At 79.2% G+C, this 2269-nt stretch carries 1 protein-coding gene; it reads right to left on the bottom strand.

Translation table 11 applies throughout. The features are described from left to right. Positions 1–2269: CHAT domain-containing protein (locus HKK72_RS38710; RefSeq protein WP_187239346.1), on the bottom strand; the 2269-nt coding region annotated here is incomplete at both ends.

Here is a 2269-nt window from a genome sequence, read left to right as displayed (position 1 = left end):
CATGCCCATGACCGCCTCTCCGGCGTCGGCGCGGCCGGCGTCGCAGGCCGACAACACCACCACCCGCGGCGCCCGGCGCAGGCCGTCCAGGTCATAGGCGATCAACGGCCCGTCGGCCAGAAGCAGGCGGGAGAAGAGCGGGCTGTCGTCACGGAACGTCCCGTGCGCGGCGACATGCGCCAGCGCGCCGCCGTCGAGAGCGCGCCGGACCGTGTCGGCGCGGGCCTGCGGCCCGGTCAGAACGGTCGCGCCGGGGTAGATCCGCGCCAGCGCCGCGATCTCGGCGTCGGCATGGCCCAGGTCCGGGCCCGCGACGAGCACCACGCGGCCCGCGTCGCCCAAGGCATGGCCGGCCGCGCCGTCCCGGCCGCGGGCGGCCGGCGGCGACGCTCCGGTTCGCAGCCAGGCCGCCGCCGACGGGACGACCGTGAGCGGGCGCGCGGCCAGCCCTGGAAGCGCGGCCCACGGCAGCGCATGCAGAGCGGCTGTGGAGGCGATGACCAGCTCGCGATCGCCGATGACCCGCCGCAGCGGGCCGATCAGTAGCTCCTCCGCCCGCGCCGCGGCGGCGGCCGGCTCGGTCCCCGCCGCGAGGTGGTCTCCGCGTTCCGCGAGCACGCGCAGGTCGAACCGCATGAGCCTGGCCGCTCGAGCGGCCTCCTCGTAGCCGCCGAGTGACCACCGGCGGCAGCGCCCGTCGGCCAGGGTCACCGCGTGCAGTTCCGGGCCGAGCCTGACGAACTCCACGAGGGCCCGGTGACCGAGCGCGCCGGTGAGCTCCTCGACCCGGGCCCGTGGGGAGCGTGCTCCGGTGCCGGGCACCGACCGGGTCCGGGCCGTCGCCCGTACCGCCGCCTCCAGCCGCACAAGCCGGTCCGCGGTGTCCCGGGTGCCGTGGCCGGCGGCGGTCGCCTCGGTGTGCTCCGCGCTGACCCGCCGCAGCTCGGCCAGGGCGGCGGCCCGCCTCGGGTCCGCGGGCGGGCGCAGGGACGGCGGCCGGCAGGCGATGGCACGGCGGCGCTCCTCGGCGGCGAGCAGCTCCCGCCCCGACCGGGCCTGCCGCAGCCCGAGACCGGCCAGGTCGGCGGCGAGATCCGCGGCCCGCGCGCGCAGTTCCGTGGCACCGAGCGCCGCGGCGTGGTCGTCGACGACCAGCAGGCCCGCCCGCACCGCGGCCGCGGCGCCGCGCCGGTCCCCGCGCGAGGCGCGTTCCAGCGCGGTGGCGTGCCACGCGGCCACCCGGGTCGCGACCGGCCCGTGCCACCTGGCCGGGCTCACCCGCGCGAGCAGATCCCGGGCGACGGCGGGGCGGCCGAGGTGCAGCGCCGCCAGCGCCGCGACGATCCGCGTGTCGGCGGCCGGCCCGGCCCAGCCGGCCGGACCGAGCGTGTCCGCCACCGTACGCGCCGTGCCCAGAAGATCCTCGGACCGGTCTCCGGCCGCCCACCGAGCGCGGATCCCGAGGTGGTCGGCCAGCGGCATCCAGCCCGTACGCTCCTGCCGGGCGAATTCCCGGCTCGCCCGGCACGCGGTGTCGGCGGCGCTCAGCGGATCGCCGCCGTCCAGCTCGGCGCGTGCCAGCAGGAGCAGCCCGTCGGCGATGTCGGCGCGGTAGCCCCGCTCGGCCACGTCGGCGAGGGTCGCGGCGAGCAGCGCCCGCGCCTCGGTGGCGAGCCCGGCCGCGATCAGCGTCTCGGCCCGGTCGAACCTGCACTGGGCCACCCGTTCGGGCGTCAGGTCCGGCTCGACGGCGGCGTACAGCGCCAGTGCCCGGGGCAGGTCGCCGCGGCGCGAGGCGGCGAACGCCAGATTGCCCCTGGCCATCGCGGCCTGATGGGTCAGGCCGGCCCGGTCCGCGGTCACCGCCGCCTCGGTCAGGGCCGACTCGGCGGAGTCGAGCTCGCCGCGGTAGACCTGGGTCAGCCCGATCGTGGACAGCAGCCCGGCGAGCGCGGCCGGGTCGGTGCCCGCGCGCATGCCCGCGAGGGCCCGGCGCGCGGTGCCGAGCGCCTCGTCCATGAGCCCGCTGCGGGCCAGCGCGAACGCGCGGTTGGCGGCCAGCCGGTCGGCGTCCGCGCCCCGCAACACCGGAGCGGCGGCGTCGGCGGCCGCGAGCGCGCCGTCGGCGTCTCCGCTCGCGCCGAGCAGCCCCACCATGGTGGACCGCACCTGAGCGGCCGCGTAGGTCAGCCCCTCGCCCTCGGCGGTCCGCAGGGCCTCGCGCAGGTGGTCCAGGCCCTCCGCCACCAGCCCGAGCTCCTTGCCGGCG

The organism is Actinomadura sp. HBU206391, assembly GCF_014323665.1.
Classification (GTDB): Bacteria; Actinomycetota; Actinomycetes; order Streptosporangiales; family Streptosporangiaceae; genus Actinomadura_C.
The sequence above is the reverse complement of the archived record's forward strand: the minus strand, read 5'-3'. Positions and strand labels throughout refer to the sequence as shown.